This is a genomic window from uncultured Treponema sp. (assembly GCF_945873775.1).
Taxonomy (GTDB): domain Bacteria; phylum Spirochaetota; class Spirochaetia; order Treponematales; family Treponemataceae; genus Treponema_D.
This window is the reverse complement of sequence record NZ_CAMCEC010000003.1, coordinates 57458-78845: the sequence shown is the minus strand read 5'-3', so window position 1 is coordinate 78845 and position 21388 is coordinate 57458. Positions and strand designations below refer to the sequence as shown.

The following is a 21388-nucleotide window of genomic DNA, read 5'->3' as shown; positions in this document are numbered from 1 at the left end:
CCAGACAAATCTTTTTAATTATCGGCATCAAAGTTCATTTGAATGAAAATTATCAAGGAAATTTTTTTTGTATTCTTCAAATTTATCATTTTCAATTGCAGAGCGGATTTCTAAAATCATATTGTGCAAAAAATAAAGATTGTGGTAGCTTGCCAGCATAGAAGAAAGAATTTCCTGCTCGCGGAAAATATGCCGCAAATATGCACGCGAATAAGTTTTGCAGACTTTGCAATTGCATTCAGAATCAAGCGCAGAAAAATCACGTTCAAATCTTTTTTGCTTAATTGAAAGCATTCCTTTGTGATGAAAATAAAGTCCATGCCGGGCAATGCGCGTAGGCTGAACACAGTCAAACATATCAATTCCATTTGAAACTGCGTCAAGAATATATTCAGGAGTTCCAATTCCCATAACATACCGAGGCTTGCTTTTTGAAAGAAACTGAACTGTATATTTCAACTTTTCAACGAAAACATCAGCAGGCTCACCAACACTTAATCCGCCAATCGCAAGTCCCGGAGTTCCAAGAGAATCTACAAATTCCGCGCTTTCTTTTCTAAGGTCATCAAAAAAATTTCCCTGGACAATAGGAAATAAAATTCCTTTGTATCCATTTTCAGAATGAAACTTCCATTCTTTTATCGCACGCACAGCCCAATCTGAAGACAAGCGGAAAGCACGTTCAGCCTCACGCCTTTCAACGCCATATCCAGAGCAAACATCAAGCTGCATTTGAATATCGCTGTTAAGTTTTACTTGAGTTTGAACAACATTTTCTGGAGTGAAAAAATGCTTGCTGCCATCAATCGTGCTTCTAAATGCAACTCCTTCATTTTCAATTTTCCGAAGATTTGAAAGAGACCACACTTGAAATCCGCCAGAATCCGTCAGAAAATTTTTGTTCCACTTTGTAAATCCGTGAAGTCCGCCAGCTTCGGAAACAATGTCAGCACCGGGGCGAAGATAAAGATGGTAAGTGTTTGCAAGAATAATTTCAAATCCGATTTCTTCCAAATCATCTTTTGTCAAAGCCTTTACAGTTCCTTTTGTTCCAACCGGCATAAAAACAGGAGTCTGAACATCTCCATGCGCCAAATGAACAACTCCAGTCCGAGCACAGGAATTTTTATCTTCGTGATGAATTTCAAAAAAATTTTTTATCATAATACTTTGCCTCATTTTTCAAATTTTTAAGTTTTAGCATATTTCAACAAAACACAGCTGATAATTATAAAAAGCACAACCGGACTCCATGCTCCAAACAAAGGCGGAATAGCTTGAAATTTTGCCATGAGCATCGTAATCATTTGAAGGACATAAAAAAGAACGACTGCCGTTATGCTCATTGCAAGGCTCACAAGCAAAACATTTTTACGAGTTTTCCCGCTAAGTCCAATCGCTAAAAAAACAACAATAAAAACAACAAAAGGAAACGAATATTTTTTATAATAAACAGATTTTTCTTCTGCGCTCGGAAGTCCGGCTTTTTCAAGATGCTCTATATATTCTCTAGCTTCTTTCGTGTTTACCCGTTCAACAGAAATTGTATTATTTCTGAAAGTTTCTGGAGGTTCCAAAAGACGTTCTTCTAATCTTTTTTCCAAAACGCAAGCTAAAAAATTTTCATCTTGAAATTTATATTCCACAGCATTTTCAAGTTTCCAAGAATTATTTTTCCAAAAAGCTTTTTGAGCATAGACAACCGCATCAGGCTTTTTGTCTTCAGTTCTAAAAAGAACATAAAGTTTTGAAAGAGATTCCGCCTTGTTGTTGAAAAAATCCGCTTTGTAAATTACATTTCCGCCTTCCGCCATAATTACAATTTTGCTGTTGTTCAAAGATTTTTCTTTTGACAAAACTGATTCCTGCAACTGCGTTTTTTTTGAAAATGTCGGAACAACAATATTGTCCTCAAAAATGAAAAGAGCAAAACTCATTGCAACAGCAACAGCAAGCAACGGAACCGAAAACTTAAAAAGTGAAATTCCAGATGCAAAAACCGCAAGCAATTCATTCCGCGCATAAAAATCACTGAGCATATAGGCCGTCGCAAAAAGCATTGCAATCGGAACAGCATACCAGACCGCTTTTGGAATATAATAAATAAGAATCAAAGCAACATCGCGCGATGAAACATTTTTTGAAATATAATTCCAAAGATTCATAAACAAATCTGTGAGGCAAAGAACAAGAACAAAAAACATAACCGCGCCAATAAAAACTGGAAAGAAACGCTTGAGCATATAAAAAACAAGTTTCATTTTTTCTTGAGCCTTATGTAAAGAATGATTCCTAAAATTCCTATTACAAAATTAGGAGTCCACATCATCCAAAATCCGTTGTAGCCTCCGCGGATTCCGAACATCTGTCCGATTATTGTTGCCGACCAGTAAAGAACTGAAAGTATTATTCCAAATATAAGTCCAAGTGTCTGACCGTCTTTTTTTCCGAAAATTAATGCAAGAGGAAAAGCTAACAATGCGAAAAAAAATGATCCAAAAGGAACTGAAAATTTTTTATTGCATTCAAGTATAAAAGTGTTTAATCTTTTTTTCGTTGAAGAATTTTCCTGCTTCATTTTTTTTATTCGCTTTATCAAATCCCACGATGTCATTTCACGCGGCGAAGTTCCGTTGCTAGAAGAGATAATAGAATCTTCAAAAATATTCAGCCTCAGTTTTTCAGCTGAAATAGATTCATAGTTTTCTGTTTTTGATTTATCAAGGCTCAAGACAATCGGACTGTTCATATCAAGCTGCATAATTACGCCAGGAGTTGAAGATTTTTTCACGTCGGAATTTCCAGCCATTATAATACGCTGAACACCGTCTTTTTCCGAGTCAAACAAAACAATATCAGAAACATTATTTTTGCTGACATTTCCAATTACTAAAGTTGAATCATTCATTCTTTTTATTGACTTTGATTCAAGCTCGATTGCAGGGTTTGACACAATAATTTGTTTGAAAAGCCGGTTGTATTTTAAAGTTCCAATCGGAAGAAAATAATCATTCATAATAAAACTAAAAACTGAAATCAAAAGTCCCATTGCCAAAACAGATTTTAAAATCAAACTGTAACGCTGGCCGCTTGCCCGGAAAATCAAAATTTCATTGTCAGTAACAAGTCTGCCAAGGCACATCAAAAATCCAACAAGAGTTGCAAACGGCGCAGACTGGGAAATCACATTTGGCAAGCAATATAAAATCAGCTTTAAAACAGAATTCACAGGAACTCTTTTCTTTAAAATAGTTTCAGCAAGCAAAAGAATTTGATTTACAAAAAACACGACAAAGAAAAAAACAAAGCAAATCAAAAAGTAAAGCAAAAGTTCCTTTGCAATGTAGCGCACTAAAATATTCGATTTTACAGAATTCAGCTTGAAGATTTTCTTTGCAAAAAAAGCCTGAGTTTTTACACAATTAATTTTTCTTCCAATTGAAAATCCAGCTGTGTAAATTTTTCTTTGAAACTCAAAATGTTTTAATTTCTTAAATTTCCGTTTAAAAAAAAGAAAAGAAAAAGCGAATTGCTTTCTAGCAAAAACAACTGCCGAGTCTATTTTATTGTAAATAAATTCAAAAATTTTTTTTGCCAACATCAATATTAGACACCAGTGCTTCCGAAGCCTCCAGCTCCACGCAAAGTTTCAGAAATAGAATTTACAGAAATAAAATTCGCTGTTGTAACTAAAGAAATTACAATCTGGGCGATTCTATCTCCGCTGTTCACGGTAAAATCTTCCTGTCCAAAATTAGCAAGAATAATTTTAAGTTCTCCGCGGTAATCACTGTCAATAGTTCCAGGCGAATTTAAAACAGTAACGCCATTTTTTAAAGCAAGCCCGCTTCTTGGACGAACCTGAATTTCATAGCCAGCAGGAATTTCAAAAATCAAGCCTGTAGGAATCAAGGCACGCTCGCCTTGCTTAAGAACAATCGGAGCATCCAGCAAAGCGCAAACATCAGCGCCGGCGGAACCTTCGGTTTTATAAGCAGGCACAACAGCATTTTTTTGCGCAACAATTTTTAAATTTATTTTTTCCAGCATAATATTTCCTTTTTTTGTTTTGAAGAAAGCGCAGGTCCGTAAACAAGCGATGATTTTTTTTCTTCATTCAAAAGATTTTTTATAAAACTGATTATATCATTTTTTTCAGCTGAACGTATACTATTCAGAATTTCTTCAGTTTCGCAAAGCGGAAATCCCATTGAATAAAAATTCCAAAGCCGCTGCATCAAAAACGCAGTTCTAGTTTCTCCAAGAATTTCTGAGCCGCACAAACGCTCTTTTGAAATTTCAATTTCCTCATCTGAAATTTGATTTTCAACAAATCCCGAAATTTCTTCTGAAAGTTTTTTATAGACTTCTTCAGCTTTTGTTTTTTCACAAACAGCATAAGCGCACCAAAGTCCTGCATTTTCATAAGTCGTGTAAAAACTTCCAACTGAATAGCAAAGTCCGGATTTTTCACGAAGCGAAGAAAAAAGGCGGCTGCTCATAGTTTCTCCGGCGGCAGAATTAAAAATCAAAAGTGAAATGTAATCCTTGAAGGAAAGGTTTGAAGAAAGCGGATACAAAGAAAAAATTTGCGTCTGATTAAATTTAGCTTTTAAAATCCTGTTCTCTGTGTTCCAGACAACTTTTTCTGGAAAATGAAGATGCTTAAAAAATTCCTGCGAGGGCTTATGCTGCGGAAGTTTCTGCAAAGTTTCAACAAGAATGTCTTCAAAAATTTTTCCGCAAACAATTACAACAAGCTCGCCTTCCGCAAAATACTTTTTATACCAGTCAACCATCTGCTCCCGCGTAATTGAATCAACATCATCAGAAGTTCCAGTTATCGCAAGGCTAAGTTTTTGGTTCGGCCAAACACAAGACGCAACTTCATCCATTGCAGAATCATCAGGATCGTCCAAAACAGCAAGAATTTCACTTTGAACAACACCGCGCTCTTTTTCCATTTCTTCAGGCGGAAAAGTGCAATTCGAACTCAAATCGCAAAGAGTTTCCAATGCCGTTTTGTAATTTTCCAAATTTTCAGAAGGAACAGTGCAGTAAACGCCTACATTTTCGCGCTCGGTAAAAGCATTGAAAATTCCGCCCATTCTGTCAAAGATAAGAGATATGTCCCGGTTCGATTTTGTTTTTGTTCCTTTAAAAATCATGTGCTCGGTAAAATGGCTGATTCCATGCTCACCTTCATTTTCAAAACGGCTTCCAACTGAAAAGTAAAAGCCAAACGTTGTAACTTTTGAATTTGCAACTGGCTGAGTAATAAGCGTTATGTTATTTAAAAGATTTTGTTTTTTTGCGGGCATAAAATGATTTTAGCAAATTTCAAAAAGTTTTGCATCAGATTGAAATTTCGCAAAAACAAAAAAAAATCCGCCTGCAAATTTACAGACGGATTCAACATAAAGTTAAATAAACTTATTTGCTTTCAATTGCATCAATGTAGCTCAAATTCAAGCGGCCCATTTTGTCAACTTCAAGCAGCTTTACAGGAATAACCTGGCCTTCCTTAAGAACATCGCTTACTTTTTCAACACGATTTCTTGAAAGTTTTGAAATGTGGCAAAGTCCTTCTTTTCCCGGAAGAATTTCTATAAACGCGCCAAAGTCCATAATGCGCTTTACAGTTCCCTGATAAATTGTGCCTGGCTCTGGATCTTCGCAGATTCCCTTGATAGCAGCTTTTGCAGCATCAGTAGAAACTCCAGACTTGCCGTAAATTGTAACAGTTCCGTCATCTTCAGTATTGATTGTAACATTGTACTGCTGACAAAGAGCTTTTACATTTTTTCCGCCTGGTCCAATCAAAGCGCCGATTTTATCAACAGCGATTTTCATTGTTTCAATTTTTGGAGCGTAAGGGCTGATTGGCTGAGGCTTGCTGATGCATTTTTCCATTATGTCAAGAATGTGATTGCGTCCGCGTTTTGCCTGTTCAAGGGCGCGTCTCATAATATCCATGGAAACGCCGGCAATTTTTATATCCATTTGGAATCCTGTAATTCCATCGCGAGTTCCAGCAACCTTAAAGTCCATATCGCCAAGGTGATCTTCTTCTCCCAAAATGTCAGAGAGAATTGCATATTTTTTGTACTGCGGTCCGTCAGTGATAAGTCCCATTGCAATTCCTGCAACCATTTTTTTCATAGGAACACCAGCAGCAAGCAAAGACAAGCATCCGCCGCAAGTTGAAGCCTGTGAAGAAGAACCGTTAGATTCCATGATTTCAGAAACAACACGGATTGTATAAGGGAATTCGCTTCTTGAAGGAATCATCGGAGCTAAAGAACGGCGCGCAAGATTTCCGTGTCCAATTTCACGGCGGCCAGTTGTAAGCTTTCCAACTTCACCAACAGAATATGGAGGGAAATTATAATGAAGAATAAAGTTTTCGCTTCTGTCGCCTTCAATGTCATCGTAAACCTGCTCGTCCATTGCAGTTCCCAAAGTTGTTACAGCCAAAGACTGAGTTTCGCCACGGGTAAACAAAGCAGAACCATGAGGACGAGGAAGAACATTTACTTCGCAAGTAATCGGGCGAATATCTTCTGTGCCGCGGCCGTCAATGCGAAGTCCTTTTTCAAGAATGCTTGAGCGAAGCAAATCATACTGAATGTCATCAAACAAAGTGTTGAACAATTTTGCCTGAATTTCATCTTCAAGCTGCTCTGAATATTTTTCTGCAATCTTAGCTTTTACAGCCTTAACCGCATTTCCGCGCGCCATTTTTCCTTTCTGGAAACAAGCTTCCTGCATAAGAGGAATTGCTTCGGCTTTGATTGCATCTGCGTTTTCTAGTTTTACATCAAGAGGTGCAAGCGGAAGTTTTTCTTTTCCGGCAAGCTTTACAAGTTCTTCCTGAAGCAAGCACGTATCGGTAATAAATCCCTGCGCTTTTTCCAAAGCTCCAAGCATAACTTCCTCTGAAACTTCGTTTGCACCGCCTTCAACCATTGTAAATCCGTCTTTAGTTCCGGCAACAACAATTTCAAGCTGAATTTTTTCCATCTGCTCATAAGTCGGATTCAAAATGTACTCGCCATTCAAATATCCAACGCGAACACCTGCAACAGGTCCGTGGAAAGGAATGTCAGAAATAGAAACAGCCGCGCTCGAAGCAAGAACTGCAAGAATGTCTGGAGGATTCACGCCGTCAATAGAAACGCAAGTCGGAACAATCTGAATTTCACGGCCAAAAGATGTTTCAAAAAGAGGACGCATCGGGCGGTCAATAAGACGGCTTACAAGAATTTCCTTGTCCTTTGGACGGCCTTCACGTTTTACGAATCCGCCAGGAATTTTTCCTGCGGCATAAAATTTTTCGTTGTACTCAACTGTTACAGGAACAAAGTCAAGCCCTTCCTTTACTTCGCTTGAAGCGCAGACAGTTGCAATTACAGCAGTTCCACCAATCTGCGCATAAACACAGCCGTTTGCCTGCTTTCCGATTTTTCCAGTTTCAAGAATAAGTTCCTGATCACCAATTTTTTTGGTTACTCTTTGTATCATAAAAGTTTCCTAAATATGCTTTTTATGAACTTCTGATTATCCACAGATTACATCGATTCCCAATCTATAGAAATCCATATAATCGGTGGACTGACTCTTATCAGAATATTCAAAGGGAAATTCTTTTGAATCCACCTTAAAAAAACAACGGCAGTAAATCCATTTTTGAATTCATCTGCCGTCATCATCCAATTTTTTCTGCAAAATTACTTGCGGATTCCAAGCTCTTTTATAAGAGAGCGGTAGCCTTCAAGATTTGTGCGTTTAAGATATTTCAAAAGCTTGCGGCGAGCACCAACAACTTTTAAAAGACCACGCTGTGCGCAGGTGTCTTTCGGGAAAGTTTTGCAGTGAGCAGTAAGCTCTTTAATGCGCTCTGTCATCAAAGCAATTTGAACATTTGAATTTCCAGTGTCGCTTGCGTTTGCTCCAAATTTTGAAACGATTGACGCTGTTGTTTCTTTTGTAAGTGCCATTTCTTACTCCTGATAAAAATTTTTTTTCAGTCCTTCGATTTTTACAGGGAACAAAAGTGGCGCTTTGTATTCCAAGCAAAATCACAACGGAATGAACTGCTTTACATTTTACTGATATAGAAAGAAAAGTCAATGTTAAGCCGCGCGGCAAACTTCTCTGCGAATCAGCAAAATTTTATCTCGACTGTTTTTTCTGCAACTCCTGCCGTTGGAAGCGCAATCCTAAGATTTTCATTTTCAATCTCAAGAGTTGTGTGAAAAACATTTCCGTTAGAATTAAGCGCGGCAACTTTGTAAATTCCGTTCTTTGGCAAAACTTGATTTTTTTCATTGCGGAATTCAAAAATCGAATTTTCATTTCCAGCTGATTTTTCTTTCAATGAAATTCCGCGGACATCCAAAGCAAATGGGCGCAAAAGCATTTTCTGAACGCATATAAAATTTCCTGCAAGAATTTCTTTTTTTATGCGGCTTGAACTGATTTTTTCATCTTCAAAAAAAACGTAATCCTGTTTGCAAAGCTGGAAGTTTTTTTCCTGCGAAATTTTTTCAAGTTCTTCCATATTAAGCAAACCTTTGTAGCCGCATTTAAAATCGCTTCCTTCAACAAGAAATTTCATTCCGCAAACTGAAATCAAAGTTTCAATAAAATCATCTCCTTCAATTTTTGAAAAATCCTGCGTGAAGTCAATCACAACCGCAAAGTCAAGCCCAAGCTCCTTGAAAAATTCCAGCCGCTGCTCAAGAGTAAAAATTGAACCAGTTCCGTCATTTTTTATCTGCGAGGAAAAAGTTATAATTCCCGAAACAAAATTTTTTTGAGCAACAGCAGTTTTTATAAGCGCAACATGGCCTGCGTGAACAGCTTCAAAACTTCCGACCGTGAGAGCGCAGCCTTTTGATTTCCATTCAATCGGAAAATTCAAACTGCAAAATTCATTCCAAGAAAAAATTTTGAATTCCTTTTTTTCAGGCGGAACAACAAAACCATAAGAAAGTCTTGAATCCTTGTTTTTGCAAATTATTCCGGCGAAAGTTCCAGACGAATAAAAAACCGCAATTTCATTTTCAACATTTCCGCAGCTTGCAATGTCAAACATTTTCTGTGAAAGCGGACGGCCATTCAAATATGACTTTTCAAATTCAGGCTTTAAAATATCGCAGCTAAAACCGCAAAGAGACGCCAGTTTTTGAGAAAAAAGCAAAAAGTGATTTCTTATGTCTTGAATTTTTTCAGCTGAATCTTCACGGCGTTTTTTTATTTTTTGTTCAAACGGAAGATGGATTTTCTCTTTTTCCTTTTGAAAATAAATCGCATTTTGAATTCCGTTTTCTATTGAAAATTCTTTTAGCTCGCAAAAACACGCCGCATCTTTTAATTCAAACGGTCCGACTTTAGTCCGCCTCAAAGCGCATAAATGGGCGCAAGTTCCAAGGCTAGAGGCAATGTCTCTGGCAAGCGCGCGGATGTAAGTTCCTTTTGAGCAGACAATTTCAAGCAGTGCGTAAGAGCAAGCGTCATTTTCTGAAGGCTCTTTAAAATCAAGAAGTTCATTTTTGTAAATAAAAACTTGCCTGCTTTCAAGCCGAATTTCATTTCCGCCGCGGACAAGATCGCTTGCGCGTTTTCCGTCAACATGAAGCGCAGAATAAACAGGCGGAACTTGAAGAACTGCTCCAGTAAATTTTTTCAGCACAGTTTCAATTTGCTCTTTAGAAGCCGCCACACCAGTTTTTACAACATCGCCAGTCGGGTCAAGAGTGTCCGTTTCTTTTCCGAAGCAAACAACAGCCCGATAAGTTTTTGTAAATGAAGTTATATGAGGAACAAGGTGCGTAAGATTGCCAGACAAAACAACAAGCAAGCCTTCAGCAAAAGAATCCAAAGTTCCAGTATGCCCGACCTTTTCAGTTTTCAAGGCATGCTTTATGCTCCAAAGAGAAGAAAAACTTGTAATTCCCGGAGTCTTTGCATAAAGCATAACCCCGGAAACTTTATTCTTGGTCTTCTCTGGCATTTTGCTCATTCTGGCTGATTTCAACTTGCCTAGATTCATTTTCCAGCGCATTAAGTTTTTGAACCATTTTATAGCCTTCTTTCATGCTGAAATCTGCTACAAAAGTAAGTTTTGGAAATCTATAGATTGAAACTTTTTTTGCGATTGTAGACTGAATAAATCCAGCCGCGCTTTGCAAGCCTTTTACGCCGCGTTCAACAGAAGCGTCATCCAAAAAAGATGAAACATAGACTTTCGCGCATGATAAATCCTTTACAACTTCCACACGGTTTATTGTAAGAAATTCATTCACACGCGGATCTTTTACTTCGTGGCGCATTATGAGAGTTGCAATTTCTTCCCTAAGCTGGTTGCCCAGCCTGTCCATTCTATACTGTCCCATTGCAAATCCTTTTATTCAGCGGAAACTTCTGCAGCGGCATTTTTCTTTTCTGCTTCTGCCTGCTCATCTGCCAAAGTTTTTCCGAGCTTGCGTTTAACTTCGATTGTCTCAAAAGCCTCAAGCTGATCTCCAATCTGAAGATCCTGCCAGTTTTCAATTCCGATACCGCATTCAAATCCGTCTTTAACTTCTTTTGCATCGTCCTTGAATCTTTTGAGAGAAGCAATTTTTCCAGTGTAAATAACAACGCCGTCGCGGATAACATTCACGCTGCAAGTTTTTTTGATAACACCATCTGTAACATAACATCCGGCAATAACGCCAATTTTTGGAACTTTGAAAGTGTTGCGAACTTCCGCAGTTCCTGTTGTTTCGTCTTTTGTATCAGGCTGAAGCATTCCTTCCATGGCCTGCTGAATTTCTTCAACACACTTGTAGATAATGTTATACTTGCGGATTTCAACTTTTTCCTGTTCAGCCAAAGATTTTGCTTTTGGAGTCGGGCGGACATTGAATCCGATAATAATTGCATTTTCATCAGCGGCAGCCAAAGTAACATCGCTTTCGTTGATTGCACCCGCGCTTGAATGAATGACAACAAGCCTAAGTTCCTTTGTGCTGAGTTTTTCAAGAGAAGTTTTAAGAGCTTCCGCAGAACCTTGCAAATCAGCCTTGATGATAACTTTAAACTCTTTGACTTCGCTTGCTTCAATTGTTGAATACAAATTGTCGAGCGTAACTTTCTTGACAGCCTTTGCATCTTCAAAGCGTTTGAGTTCCTGGCGTTTTGCGGCAAATGCGCGCGCATCTTTTTCAGTTTCTGTAACCTGAATAGGATCTCCGGCATTCGGCATAGCTTCAAGTCCAAGAACTTCCACCGGCATTGAAGGTGTTGCCTCTTGAATTTTCTGTCCGCGGTCATTGAAAATTGCACGAACGCGTCCTGAATAAATTCCTGCAACCAAAGGATCGCCGATGTGCAAAGTTCCACGCTGAACAACAACAGAAGCAACAACACCGCGGCCTTGGTCAGTGCGGCTTTCAATAACTTTTCCTTCAGCCCGGCAATCATACTGCGCTTTAAGCTCAAGAACTTCAGCCTGAATAAGAATCGCATCCAGCAAATCATCAATTCCCTGATGCTTCAATGCTGAAATATTTACATATTGAGTGTCGCCGCCCCAAGCTTCAGGAGTAAGCCCAAGCTCAGAAAGCTGCGTCATAACTTTTTCAGGATTTGCATCCGGCTTATCAATTTTGTTGACCGCAACGATAATTGGAACTTTTGCATCTTTTGCGTGGTTTATAGCTTCCATTGTCTGAGGCATAACGCCATCGTCAGCCGCAACAACAAGAACAACAATATCTGTAATCTGTGCACCGCGGGCGCGCATCATTGTAAATGCCTCGTGTCCCGGAGTATCAAGGAAAGTAATTACGCCTTTTGGAGTTGAAACCTGGTAAGCACCGATTTTCTGTGTGATTCCGCCAGCTTCTCCAGCAGCAACATCAGCATTGCGGATTGCATCAAGAGTTTTTGTCTTTCCATGGTCAACGTGTCCCATGACAGTAACAATCGGAGGACGAGTGCGCTCACCTTCAGAGCTTCCCTTGTCGCTTTCAATAACAGTTTCATCGTAAAGGCTTACAAGGTGAACCTGACAGTTATATTCAGAAGCAAGAATTGTCGCTGTGTCAGAATCAATGGACTGGTTGATTGTAACCATCATTCCCATTGACATAAGCTTGCCGATAATTTCGCTTGCCTTAAGATTCATTTTGCGGGCAAGATCTGAAACGGAAATTGTCTCCATGATTTCAATTTTCTCTGGAACAACGCTTGCCGGAGTTGAATCATGCTTTTTGTTCTGATAAAGTTCTTCCTCGTCAAAGAAATCTTCTTTATCTTTTCTATTATAAACTTGCTTTTTTCCTTTAAATTGCTTTTTAGCCGGCGCTTTGTTTCCTGCAATAGCTGAAGGATCTGCAAATCCAGCTGGACGAGGTCCGCCAAATCCCGGACGGCCTGCTCCGCCAGCAAATCCTCCCGGTCCGCGATTGAAGCCGCCTTGACCACGGTTAAATCCGCCCGGCTGTCCGTTGTTTCTGTTGAATCCGCCTGGTCCGCGATTGAAACCGCCGCCAGTTCCATTTCTATTGAAGCCGCCTGGACCACGGTTAAATCCGCCCGGCTGCCCGTTGTTTCTGTTGAATCCGCCATTTGGATTTCCACGGAAAGAACCGTTGCGGTTTCCAAAATTCGATCCCTGTGGATTGCCACGGTTAAAATTATTTTGTCTTTCGCGGTTCTGATAGCTTTCTCTAGCCTGGCTTCCAGTGAATCCGCCATCTCTGCGGCCATTTCCATTATTTGAATAACGGTTTCTTCCGCCGCTCAAATTTCCAGCCTTGACATTTGGACGAACATTAGGAAATTCCAAAGTCTGAACCTGCGGCTTTGCAGGCTGGGCAACAGGAGCAACCGGCTTTTTTTCTTCTGCCGCAACAGTTTTTTCCTGAGAAACAGGAACTTCAGTTTTTGCATCCTCAGCTTTAACAGATGAATCAGGAGTCTTTTTAGACACTACGTGAATTCTTTTTTTCTGTTCTTGTTTTGCCGCCTCTGCAGAAGGAGCTTTTCTTTTTATAACAATCTTCCGCTTTGGGCTGGCTTCCCCTGCAGGATGAGAGTCCTGTACATGCTTATTTAAAACTACGCCTGTCTTTTTCTCTGATTCATCTGCCATACTGTATCCTATTACCTCTTACTCTTCTTCAAATGAGAATTCAACACCGCATTTTGGACATCTTGTCATATCCGGTGTAATTTTTTCGCCGCACTCAGGACAGAAATATTCTTCTTCTGAATCTTCCTCTGCTGAATCTGCTGTCTGCTGCGGTTCTTCCTCATCTTCAAATTCAACGTTTTCATTTATAATTGAATAAACTTCATCAAGCTGCTCTTTTGTTACGCCGTCAAGTCCATTCAACGCTCCGCTTTCATAAGACGAAACGAAAACTTCTATATCATCATAGCCGGCTTCCTTAAGAATTTCCGCAACACGCTGGTCAACACCTGGAAGCTGAGCAACTGTAAGAATTTCCTCGTAAGATTCATTTTCTGAACCGCCAAAGAGTTCTTCCGCAGCCCTTCTTGTGTCATTTTCAACAAGATCTTCGTCTGTAACCATAGCTTCGGTTTTTACATCGATTGACCAGTTGCAAAGACGGTTTGCAAGGCGGACATTCAAGCCCTGTTTTCCAATTGCAATAGAGAAATTTTCATCGGAAACAACCGCAAGCGCCTCTCTTTTTTCAGCATCTTTAATTACAACTTGCTTTACTTCAGCAGGCGAAAGCGCATTTTTTATAAACACATGAGGATCTTCGTCATAGCGCAAAACATCGATTTTTTCGCCTTCAAGTTCGCGGATTACATTCTGAATGCGGACACCTTTCAAGCCAACGCAAGCGCCAACAGGATCTACATCGATTTTGTTTGAAGCCACGGCAATCTTTGTTCTATAGCCAGGCTCGCGCGAAATGCTTTTTACAACAATCGTATTATCCTGAATTTCTGGAACTTCAAGCTCAAGAATGCTTTTTACAAAATTTTCATCTGTGCGGCTAAGCACAACCTGAATTCCGGAGGGAACTTTTTTTACATCTTTTACCAAAGCCCTGATTCTGTCGTTCTTTTCATAAACTTCGCGTGGACTCTGATATTTTACAGGAAGCACGCCTTCAACTTTTCCAAGCTCAACATAAATGTTTCCTTTATGCTCGCGCTGGTAATATCCGATTATAATCTGTCCGATTTTTTCCTTGTATTCATCAAGAAGCTTTTTGCTTGAATTTTCATTCAAATCCTTGTGGGCTTCCTGCTTTCCAACTGAAACTGCGCCGCGTTCAAAATCGCGTTTTGGATCAAGCGGAATATCAAGAGTGTCATGAATCACGGCTTCTGGAGCAAGCTTCTGCGCTTCTTCAAGCTCAATTTCAATAACAGGATCATAAACTCCGTCAACAACAGTTTTGCGCGCATAGACATTCACATCCGACATATCATCTGCAAATTTCACAATGCAGTTGTCGTAGCCTTTTCCGAATGATTTTTGATACGCCGCAAGAATCATTCTTTCTATAGTCTGCCTGATTGAAGATTCATCAATTCCTTTTTCTGCAGAAAGCGCACGGATTGCATCTGCCATTTCTGACATAACAAGCCCCCTTATAAATGTAAAAATTTTGCTTTAGCAATATCAGCATAGGCAACAGACTTTTCGCCGCCGCCTTCTATTTCCAATGTAACTTGATTTTTATCTGAAGATTTTATTTTTCCGCAAACCCAGTCGTTTATGTTTTTATCCCAGACGCGGACTTCTCTTCCTATAAAAATCTCAAATTCAGCCGCATTTCTTAAAGTGCGTTCAATTCCCGGCGAACACATTTCCATAGAAATATCGTCTTCATTTTTTCCGAGGATTTTAACCATTTCTGAAAACAACGCGCGATGTGCTTTTGCGCAATCTGAAACACCGATGTCTTTTTTAGAATCCGCCGAAGCTATGACAGCAGAAACATTAACTTTGCCATTCTGCGGAACAACATGAAGTTCCACCAGCTTAAAACCTTCCGCAGACATCACAGCGGAACACTCATTAAAATACGGAATATTCTCGAAAGAACTATACTCCAAGTCAAACCTCTAAAAAACACGCTTAACGAAAAGCATTTCAGACTAAAAAAAAAGAGCCTTTGTTGCGGCTCAATTTTCAAGGATAATCAAAATGTAAAATAATATTATCATATCAAACCAACATTGTCAATAAACAAAAACGCATTCTGGAAAAACTTTCCAAACAAATTCTTTTCTATTTGAATACAAATGTGCTAGAATAATCTGATGAATGAAATTGAAATCAAAGCCCACGTTTACAAAAAAGATGAGCTTATAAAAAAATTAAATTCTTTCGCTGAATTCAAGCATGAAGTTTTGCGGGACGACATTTACTACGAAAGCCCTCTGAATCCAAAAATCAAAATTAGAATCAGAAAAGAAAAATGCGGAAAAGAAACCCGCTTCATTCTCACTTACAAACGGAAAGAAATTAAAAGCGCGTCCGAAAATTCCAGCACAGAATTAAATGAGGAGCTTGAAACAGAACTTTTATCTTCTGCGCCTTTGGAACAATTTTTTTGCGACGCAGGATTAAAAGTTGCGCTAAAAAAACACAAGGAAGTCATGGACTGGGAACTGAAACTTCCAACTTCAATTGAAAACATTCAGCTTAAGGCGACTCTTGAGCTTTGCAATGTTCCGCCGCTCGGTGATTTTCTTGAAATAGAAATTCTTTCGCCGTCAAAAAAAGACGAAGATGTAAAAAAAGTTCAGCAAATTTTATTTGAGCTTCTTGAAAAATGCGGAATCGAAAAATCCTGCATAGAAGAAAAATATTATTCGGAACTTCTTTCGCAAATTGAAAAAAATAATTAAATTATAAAAAGAACATTACAGGAGAATTTATGTTTGAACGAATCAATTACAAAAATCAGGCACGTGAACAGCTAAAAGGAAAAATGAAAACTCCAATAATTGCGTTTGCTGTAACAATGGCAATCACAGCAATGGCGGCAGGACTTCCGCAGGAAAACCTAGACGGAACTGCAGGGCTTATTTCATTTTTGCTAATCGCTTTTATAAATAGTGTTTTCTTTTTTGCATTTTTAAGAATTTTCATTCAGATTCACAACACAAAAAACAAAGCCGAATTTTCAGATTTTATAAACAGTTTTTCGCATTTCTTAAAAGCATTTTTCGGATTTCTTTGGTTTTATTTATGGGTCGGACTTTGGAGCTTGCTTTTCTTTTTTCCGGGAATTGTAAAAGCATTTTCGTACTCGCAGATGTTTTTTGTTCTGGCGGAAAATCCAAAAATTTCAGTTTCAAAAGCCATGAACATAAGCAAGGTTCTCACTCGGAATCACAAAGGCGATTTGTTTCTTATGTCGCTAAGTTTTTTGGGCTGGGAATTTCTTTCAATGCTTACACTTTTTATTCTTCAGATTTGGGTCAAGCCTTACGAAGCAATGTCATTTACAAACGCATATTACGCGCTGAAAGAAGAAGCATTCAGAACAGGCTCTCTTACTCCGGCGGATTTTGAAGCGTAACTAAAAGTTATTTTTTATTGGAGAAAAAAATGAAAATAAAGTTTTCAACAGAAAATTATTCAAAAAAAGGGCTTGCCGTTTTTGCCTGCACAATTATTCTTGCGGCTGCAATTTTTATTTTTAACACAGCAAATTCCATTTTGAGCAAAAACACAAAAAGCACAATTTCCGCAGTTTCAAATTCCGAAACAAAAATCAAAGACAAACTGCTCGGAAAAAAAGAAAATAAATTTCCGAAGAGCGAATATATCGCAAAAGTCTTTATAAAAGGCGTAATTTCAGAAGCGAACGATTCGTACAACCAGGAATGGATTTTGTCTACAATAAAAGACTTGCAGGAAGATGAAAACAACCGCGGAATCGTCCTTGTAATAAATTCTCCAGGCGGCGGAGTTTATCAGGCTGACGAAGTTTTCCTTGCGCTTGAAAAATATAAAAAGGAAACCAAACGTCCGGTTTACGCATATTTCACTTCTCTTGCGGCAAGCGGCGGATATTACGTTGGATGTGCAGCTGACTACATAATGGCAAACAGAAATTCTCTAACCGGAAGCATCGGCGTTATCGCAGGCCAGTTCACGGATTTAACAGGGCTCATGGAAAAATGGGGAATCAAGTCAACGACAATCCACGCAGGACGCAACAAGCTCATGGGAAATTTCAACGAGCCAATGACGCAGGAACAGCGGAACATAATGCAGTCAATTGCAGATGAATGCTACGAGCAGTTCACGGACATTGTGGCAGAAAGCCGCGGACTTTCAAAAGAAGAAGTCTACAAACTTGCGGACGGAAGAATCTACACGGCATCACAGGCAAAAGAAGCGTCCCTAATAAATTCAATAGGAACTTTAGACGAGCTTATTGAAACAATGCAGCGAAAAGAATTCGATTTTGCAGAATACGAAACTGCGGATTTTTCTTACAAAAAAGAAGACAGCATTTACAGCCTGATTATGGGAAGCGCAAAAGAATTCAAAAAAGCATCTTTAGGAATTCCGGATGCTGTAATGGAAGTTTTAGAACCGCAAATTGAATTTCCTGCGTATTATTACAAATAGGAATCTTCTTCTGAAATAACAATTCCAATTTGCTTTAGCGTAAAGCCTTTCTGAACAAGAGAGGCTTTTATTTTATCCAAGTCTTTTTTGAACAACAGGCATTTTTTATAGGCACGCCGGCAAATCTCAAGTTCATCTTTTTCTGAAAAAAATTCATCAAGGGCTTTTTTTGAAGCCAAACGGTCAACGCCCCTGGACGCAAGTTCAGCCGCAAGCCGGATTCTTCCTTCAGCATGGTCGATTGAACGGCTTCTTAGCCAAGCACCGGCAAACCTTTCATCGCTCAAATTTCCACACTGCTCAAGATAGTCCAAGGCTTTTTCTACAGCGGATTTTTCAATTCCCTTTTTTAAAAGCTTTCGTTCAAGTCCGGCACGGCAATGCTCAGCACGAGCAAGATACGTCATTGCGGCAAATTCCGCGCCATAGACAACCGCCGCATTCAGCAAATCCGAGGCTTCTTCATCAGAAAGTTCCGCTCCGGCAAAAAGATTTTCTTCGGTTAAAAGAGAAAGATAACACGCACGCAAAAAAAATGCAGACCCAACAGAAAGCGTAATTTCGTACACTCCTGTAAAAGTCTGCTGTATTTGGCGAATAACCAATTTTAGCGTTTGCTGAACTGGAATCTGCGGCGAGCACCACGCTGACCGTACTTCTTACGCTCAACCATACGAGAGTCGCGTGTAAGATAGCCGTTTGCCTTAAGAGAAGGACGTGCATCTGGATCTACCTGAGTCAAAGCACGAGAAACTCCATGCAAGCAAGCTGCCGCCTGACCATTAAGTCCTCCGCCGCAAACGTTGATAAGAATATCAAACTTATTTACATTTGATGTAACCAAAAGCGGCTGAATTACAAGACGAGCCTGTGATTCTGTTGCAAAATAGTCTTTTATATCTTTTCCGTTAACAACAATTTTTCCTGAACCTTCGCGCATAAAAACACGGGCAGTTGCTGTTTTTCTTCTTCCTGTACCGATAGCTATATTCTTAATCACGATATGCTCCTATTTTAAACTTCAAGAGGTTTTGGATTCTGAGCTGCATGAGGATGCTCTGGACCTTCGTAAATCTTAAGATTTCCGATAATCTTGCGTCCAAGGCGGTTATGAGGAAGCATTCCCCAAATTGTTCTCTTCAAAGGCTCTGTAGGATGTTTTTCAATAAGAGTATTGAATGAATAAGAGCGCAAACCACGTACATAACCTGTATAATGGCGATAAAGCATATTGTCAGCTTTTTTTCCTGTAACCTGAATCTTTTCAGCGTTAACGATTACAACAAAATCACCACAGATAGAGTTCGGTGTATAAGAAGCTTTGTGCTTTCCACGGAGAACAGAAGCAGCTTTTGCAGCTACACGTCCCAAAGTTTTTCCAGATGCATCGATGACATACCAGTCATTTTTTACATCTTCATTTTTAGCAAAATAAGTTTTCATGTATATACCTTTCTAAATAAAACATTACGCTTTCCGCTTTGCATCTAGCTTCAAACGTTTGCAGGCAATGAGCAGTTGCCAACAATATATACGGGGTAAAAAAAGATACCATGTTTTCAGCTTTTTAGTCAATTGAATTCAAGAAATTCAACTGCAAAAACTGAAAATATTTGCGCCAAAAACGAAACTTATTTCTTTTCTATTGATTTAGCGGCGTTTTCTTCTTTTTTTGCTTCCTTTTTGTCTTTTATATCAGCAAAACCTATAAAAACAGAAATGAGTCCGCAGAATGCCGCAAAACACGGAGCAAATCCCTTCAAAAAAGAAACAATGTCAGAAGTCCAGTTCAAGCCAAGGCAAGAAAACACGCAAAATCCAATCAGAACAATTCCAATCAACAATGAAACCATGAAAATACTCCATAATTGTTTTAGCCGTTCTTGTAAAAACAAAAACGGCATTTTATAAAAAAATTATTAAACTAGTAATTTTCAGCTTTTACTTCAAAATAGCTTTGAGGATGAGCGCAAACTGGACAAATATCCGGCGCTTTTTTTCCTACGCAGATATGTCCGCAGTTTGAGCATTGCCAGATAACGTCTCCGTCCTTGCTGAAAACACACTCATTTGTAACGTTATCCAAAAGCTTGCGGTAACGCTCTTCATGCGTTTTCTCAATCGCGGCGACACCTTCAAATTTCTGGGCAATATCGATAAATCCTTCTTCACGCGCTGTCTTGGCAAACGAAGAATACATATCTGTCCACTCGTAATTTTCACCTTCCGCAGCATCCTTTAAATTTTCTGCGGTGCTTTTTATTCCGTCGTTAAGATATTTGTACCAAAGCTTTGCGTGCTCCTTTTCATTTTCAGCAGTTTCCTCGAAAATTTTTGCAATCTGCACAAATCCGTCTTTACGAGCCTTGCTTGCGAAAAAAGTATACTTGTTGCGGGCCTGAGATTCACCTGCAAAAGCCGTCTTAAGATTTTCTTCAGTTTTTGAACCTTTTAATTCCATGATTTACCTCCAGTACAAACACAACCACAAAAATAAAAATTTCCTATTTATATAAAGTATAATCAATTATTTGAACAATTGCAATTCAAACAGGAAATTTTTTAAGTTTTCACATAATTCTGGACAAAACCATAAAAATCACAGTGCTTGAAAAAATGCTTACCATGGAATTTTTAAATGCAAGATGAATAACAACAGTTACCACGGAAGCAATTAAATGCGGAATTCCAAAAGGAGAGGTCAAAAAGCTTGTGTCCTTGAAGCAATAAACAACCAAAACCGCCATAATCAAAGACGGCGTGTATTTTTCAATAAAACGGATTATCGCAGGCGGATTTTTTCTGCTGAAGGCAATAAAGGGAAGCAAGCGAGTTCCATAAATAACTGCCCCGGAAACAAAAATAGCCGCCAAAGCCATTAAAAGACTGTAGGACTCTTTCATGCCAATTCCTCCGATTTAGAATTTGAAAGAATTTTTTCTTTTGTAAAAAATGACGGACCTCTTACCAAAAGCATTACTCCAAGAGCCGCGCAAATTGAAACCCAGATTATATTTGACGAGCCAAAAACGCCGGTTTTATAAAGCGCAACGGAAACCACAGCGGCAAGTCCGCCAGCCAAAGCGGGCACACAATCCTTTGAAGATTTTAGCTGCTCAATCAAAAGAACTATAAAAAGCGAAGTCAGCGCAAAATCAACTCCGGTTAAAAATTTTCCAAGTCCGTAGCGGTCCATGACAGTGTAAGCCACAGCGCCAATAAGACTTCCCAAGCACCAGTAGCTTTGATCCAGCGCGGAAACAATCGCGTAAAATGAAATTTTATTTACACGAGGAGGAACTTCAATTCCCTGAACAAGCGCAAAAGTTTCATCTGTAATTGCAAAAATAAGATAAGGCTTTTTTCCGCCGGCATTTTTATATTTTGAAATAAGCGAAAGTCCGTAGAAAATATGGCGGATGCTAAGCAAAAACTGCACAAGAATTATTTCAGCAAAAGAAGCCCCGGAAGCAAGCTGGCCGACTATAAAATACTGGCCTGAACCAGTGTACATAATAAGCCCGGAAAGAACAGCAAGCCACCAAGGATAGCCCGCATTCGCAAGCAGCATTCCAAATCCGATTCCAATCGCAATATATCCAAAAAACACAGGCGCAGTTATTTTCAGTGCCTGGGCAAAAACGTAGCGGTTCATAATGAGCAAGTATAATAGCAATAAAGATAAATAGGTTCAACAGTGAAAAATTTCAACTTTCTACAATAAATTCAGCAAAAATCCGCAAAAAGTTTTTT

At 39.1% G+C, this 21388-nt stretch carries 22 protein-coding genes; 3 read left to right on the top strand and 19 right to left on the bottom strand.

Features of this window, described 5'->3' with window-relative positions; all coding sequences use genetic code 11:
• Positions 1 to 27 precede the first annotated feature (27 nt).
• From tgt to Q0N70_RS02690, 12 genes are all read right to left on the bottom strand, one after another.
• Positions 28 to 1164: a tRNA guanosine(34) transglycosylase Tgt gene (tgt, locus tag Q0N70_RS02745; protein ID WP_294013534.1), complete on the bottom strand. Its 1137-nt coding sequence runs from the start codon at positions 1162 to 1164 to the stop codon at positions 28 to 30.
• Between the two features lie 26 nt (positions 1165 to 1190).
• Positions 1191 to 2261 carry an LptF/LptG family permease gene (locus Q0N70_RS02740; protein WP_294013530.1) on the bottom strand — a complete coding sequence of 357 codons (1071 nt, stop codon included), beginning with the start codon at positions 2259 to 2261 and terminating at the stop codon, positions 1191 to 1193.
• Positions 2258 to 3601, bottom strand: a complete 1344-nt coding sequence (locus tag Q0N70_RS02735) for an LptF/LptG family permease (RefSeq protein ID WP_273352303.1) — start codon at positions 3599 to 3601, stop codon at positions 2258 to 2260. Before Q0N70_RS02735 ends, Q0N70_RS02740 begins: the two co-directional genes overlap by 4 nt.
• 5 nt (positions 3602 to 3606) lie before the next feature.
• On the bottom strand, positions 3607 to 4050 hold the full coding sequence (dut, locus tag Q0N70_RS02730) for a dUTP diphosphatase (protein ID WP_294013525.1): 444 nt from the start codon (positions 4048 to 4050) through the stop codon (positions 3607 to 3609).
• Complete coding sequence (locus tag Q0N70_RS02725) at positions 4035 to 5321, bottom strand: pitrilysin family protein (RefSeq protein WP_294013522.1); 1287 nt, start codon at positions 5319 to 5321, stop codon at positions 4035 to 4037. The genes dut and Q0N70_RS02725 overlap by 16 nt, the downstream gene beginning before the upstream one ends.
• Positions 5322 to 5433: 112 nt before the next feature.
• Positions 5434 to 7524, bottom strand: coding sequence for a polyribonucleotide nucleotidyltransferase (pnp, locus tag Q0N70_RS02720; RefSeq protein WP_294013520.1), 2091 nt, complete (start codon positions 7522 to 7524; stop codon positions 5434 to 5436).
• A gap of 206 nt (positions 7525 to 7730) precedes the next feature.
• The gene (gene rpsO, locus Q0N70_RS02715) at positions 7731 to 8000 is read right to left on the bottom strand and encodes a 30S ribosomal protein S15 (protein WP_013702212.1); all 270 of its coding nucleotides are present in this window, start codon (positions 7998 to 8000) and stop codon (positions 7731 to 7733) included.
• Between the two features lie 164 nt (positions 8001 to 8164).
• A complete protein-coding gene (gene truB, locus Q0N70_RS02710; RefSeq protein WP_294013517.1) occupies positions 8165 to 10018 on the bottom strand; it encodes a tRNA pseudouridine(55) synthase TruB in 1854 nt (617 codons plus the stop codon).
• Entirely contained in the window at positions 9996 to 10400 is a 405-nt protein-coding gene (rbfA, locus tag Q0N70_RS02705; protein ID WP_294013514.1) for a 30S ribosome-binding factor RbfA, read from the bottom strand. Before rbfA ends, truB begins: the two co-directional genes overlap by 23 nt.
• Before the next feature lie 11 nt (positions 10401 to 10411).
• Complete coding sequence (gene infB, locus Q0N70_RS02700; RefSeq protein ID WP_294013511.1) at positions 10412 to 13147, bottom strand: translation initiation factor IF-2; 2736 nt, start codon at positions 13145 to 13147, stop codon at positions 10412 to 10414.
• An 18-nt stretch (positions 13148 to 13165) separates the two neighbouring features.
• Positions 13166 to 14620, bottom strand: a complete 1455-nt coding sequence (gene nusA / locus Q0N70_RS02695; protein ID WP_294013508.1) for a transcription termination factor NusA — start codon at positions 14618 to 14620, stop codon at positions 13166 to 13168.
• Between the two features lie 11 nt (positions 14621 to 14631).
• Entirely contained in the window at positions 14632 to 15099 is a 468-nt protein-coding gene (locus Q0N70_RS02690) for a ribosome maturation factor (protein ID WP_294013505.1), read from the bottom strand.
• A 207-nt stretch (positions 15100 to 15306) separates the two neighbouring features.
• Between Q0N70_RS02690 and cyaB the strand changes: the two genes are divergently transcribed.
• Genes cyaB through sppA form a run of 3 tightly spaced genes read left to right on the top strand, consistent with a single transcriptional unit; the run spans position 15307 to position 17635 of the window.
• Positions 15307 to 15897 carry a class IV adenylate cyclase gene (cyaB, locus tag Q0N70_RS02685; RefSeq protein WP_294013503.1) on the top strand — a complete coding sequence of 197 codons (591 nt, stop codon included), beginning with the start codon at positions 15307 to 15309 and terminating at the stop codon, positions 15895 to 15897.
• Positions 15898 to 15926: 29 nt separating this feature from the next.
• The gene (locus Q0N70_RS02680) at positions 15927 to 16574 is read left to right on the top strand and encodes a DUF975 family protein (protein WP_294013501.1); all 648 of its coding nucleotides are present in this window, start codon (positions 15927 to 15929) and stop codon (positions 16572 to 16574) included.
• Between the two features lie 29 nt (positions 16575 to 16603).
• Positions 16604 to 17635: a signal peptide peptidase SppA gene (sppA, locus tag Q0N70_RS02675; protein ID WP_294013499.1), complete on the top strand. Its 1032-nt coding sequence runs from the start codon at positions 16604 to 16606 to the stop codon at positions 17633 to 17635.
• On the opposite strand, the gene Q0N70_RS02670 is transcribed toward sppA, so the two are convergent.
• From Q0N70_RS02670 to Q0N70_RS02640, 7 genes are all read right to left on the bottom strand, one after another.
• Positions 17626 to 18204, bottom strand: coding sequence for a regulatory protein RecX (locus Q0N70_RS02670; RefSeq protein WP_294013497.1), 579 nt, complete (start codon positions 18202 to 18204; stop codon positions 17626 to 17628). The genes sppA and Q0N70_RS02670 overlap by 10 nt on opposite strands.
• A 38-nt stretch (positions 18205 to 18242) precedes the next feature.
• Positions 18243 to 18635, bottom strand: coding sequence for a 30S ribosomal protein S9 (gene rpsI / locus Q0N70_RS02665; protein WP_294013494.1), 393 nt, complete (start codon positions 18633 to 18635; stop codon positions 18243 to 18245).
• A 14-nt stretch (positions 18636 to 18649) separates the two neighbouring features.
• Positions 18650 to 19078 carry a 50S ribosomal protein L13 gene (gene rplM / locus Q0N70_RS02660; protein WP_294013491.1) on the bottom strand — a complete coding sequence of 143 codons (429 nt, stop codon included), beginning with the start codon at positions 19076 to 19078 and terminating at the stop codon, positions 18650 to 18652.
• Positions 19079 to 19266: 188 nt separating this feature from the next.
• Positions 19267 to 19488 carry a hypothetical protein gene (locus tag Q0N70_RS02655; RefSeq protein WP_294013488.1) on the bottom strand — a complete coding sequence of 74 codons (222 nt, stop codon included), beginning with the start codon at positions 19486 to 19488 and terminating at the stop codon, positions 19267 to 19269.
• Between the two features lie 71 nt (positions 19489 to 19559).
• Entirely contained in the window at positions 19560 to 20096 is a 537-nt protein-coding gene (rbr, locus tag Q0N70_RS02650; RefSeq protein WP_273352319.1) for a rubrerythrin, read from the bottom strand.
• A 109-nt stretch (positions 20097 to 20205) separates the two neighbouring features.
• The gene (locus tag Q0N70_RS02645; RefSeq protein ID WP_294013482.1) at positions 20206 to 20538 is read right to left on the bottom strand and encodes a branched-chain amino acid transporter permease; all 333 of its coding nucleotides are present in this window, start codon (positions 20536 to 20538) and stop codon (positions 20206 to 20208) included.
• On the bottom strand, positions 20535 to 21290 hold the full coding sequence (locus Q0N70_RS02640; RefSeq protein WP_294013480.1) for an AzlC family ABC transporter permease: 756 nt from the start codon (positions 21288 to 21290) through the stop codon (positions 20535 to 20537). Before Q0N70_RS02640 ends, Q0N70_RS02645 begins: the two co-directional genes overlap by 4 nt.
• Positions 21291 to 21388 lie beyond the last annotated feature (98 nt).

Bases quoted from the DNA above. Each gene is read 5' to 3' on its own strand.
- rplM (WP_294013491.1), bottom strand. From the start codon at position 19,078: ATGAAAACTTATTTTGCTAAAAATGAAGATGTAAAAAATGACTGGTAT.
- Q0N70_RS02735 (WP_273352303.1), bottom strand. From the start codon at position 3,601: ATGTTGGCAAAAAAAATTTTTGAATTTATTTACAATAAAATAGACTCG.
- Q0N70_RS02725 (WP_294013522.1), bottom strand. From the start codon at position 5,321: ATGCCCGCAAAAAAACAAAATCTTTTAAATAACATAACGCTTATTACT.
- cyaB (WP_294013503.1), top strand. From the start codon at position 15,307: ATGAATGAAATTGAAATCAAAGCCCACGTTTACAAAAAAGATGAGCTT.
- infB (WP_294013511.1), bottom strand. From the start codon at position 13,147: ATGGCAGATGAATCAGAGAAAAAGACAGGCGTAGTTTTAAATAAGCAT.
- Q0N70_RS02640 (WP_294013480.1), bottom strand. From the start codon at position 21,290: ATGAACCGCTACGTTTTTGCCCAGGCACTGAAAATAACTGCGCCTGTG.
- Q0N70_RS02655 (WP_294013488.1), bottom strand. From the start codon at position 19,488: ATGGTTTCATTGTTGATTGGAATTGTTCTGATTGGATTTTGCGTGTTT.
- sppA (WP_294013499.1), top strand. From the start codon at position 16,604: ATGAAAATAAAGTTTTCAACAGAAAATTATTCAAAAAAAGGGCTTGCC.
- rbr (WP_273352319.1), bottom strand. From the start codon at position 20,096: ATGGAATTAAAAGGTTCAAAAACTGAAGAAAATCTTAAGACGGCTTTT.
- pnp (WP_294013520.1), bottom strand. From the start codon at position 7,524: ATGATACAAAGAGTAACCAAAAAAATTGGTGATCAGGAACTTATTCTT.
- truB (WP_294013517.1), bottom strand. From the start codon at position 10,018: ATGCCAGAGAAGACCAAGAATAAAGTTTCCGGGGTTATGCTTTATGCA.
- rbfA (WP_294013514.1), bottom strand. From the start codon at position 10,400: ATGGGACAGTATAGAATGGACAGGCTGGGCAACCAGCTTAGGGAAGAA.
- Q0N70_RS02680 (WP_294013501.1), top strand. From the start codon at position 15,927: ATGTTTGAACGAATCAATTACAAAAATCAGGCACGTGAACAGCTAAAA.
- rpsO (WP_013702212.1), bottom strand. From the start codon at position 8,000: ATGGCACTTACAAAAGAAACAACAGCGTCAATCGTTTCAAAATTTGGA.
- dut (WP_294013525.1), bottom strand. From the start codon at position 4,050: ATGCTGGAAAAAATAAATTTAAAAATTGTTGCGCAAAAAAATGCTGTT.
- nusA (WP_294013508.1), bottom strand. From the start codon at position 14,620: ATGTCAGAAATGGCAGATGCAATCCGTGCGCTTTCTGCAGAAAAAGGA.
- tgt (WP_294013534.1), bottom strand. From the start codon at position 1,164: ATGATAAAAAATTTTTTTGAAATTCATCACGAAGATAAAAATTCCTGT.
- Q0N70_RS02740 (WP_294013530.1), bottom strand. From the start codon at position 2,261: ATGAAACTTGTTTTTTATATGCTCAAGCGTTTCTTTCCAGTTTTTATT.
- Q0N70_RS02645 (WP_294013482.1), bottom strand. From the start codon at position 20,538: ATGAAAGAGTCCTACAGTCTTTTAATGGCTTTGGCGGCTATTTTTGTT.